Annotated in this window: 1 tRNA gene; it reads left to right on the forward strand. The window is 57.5% G+C overall.

The annotated features are described in order from the left end of the window. Positions 1–73 precede the first annotated feature (73 nt). Positions 74–145, forward strand: a tRNA-Gln gene (locus RB628_RS42350). Positions 146–228: the final 83 nt, after the last annotated feature.

Genomic DNA, 228 nt, shown 5'->3' on the forward strand with positions numbered 1-228 from the left:
TAGCACGCTGCCCTCTCACGGCAGTAGCGCCGGTTCGAATCCGGTCGGGGGTACGATTTACATTGAATCACCTTGGTCTATGGTGTAATTGGCAACACTACGGTTTCTGGTACCGTCATTCTTGGTTCGAGTCCAGGTAGACCAGCTCGGATCTGCGGAAACGCAAGATCCTCGCCCCCGTTGTGTAGCGGCCTAGCACGCTGCCCTCTCACGGCAGTAGCGCCGGTT

Source organism: Streptomyces sp. ADMS, assembly GCF_033441795.1.
In the GTDB taxonomy this organism is placed as follows: Bacteria; Actinomycetota; Actinomycetes; order Streptomycetales; family Streptomycetaceae; genus Streptomyces.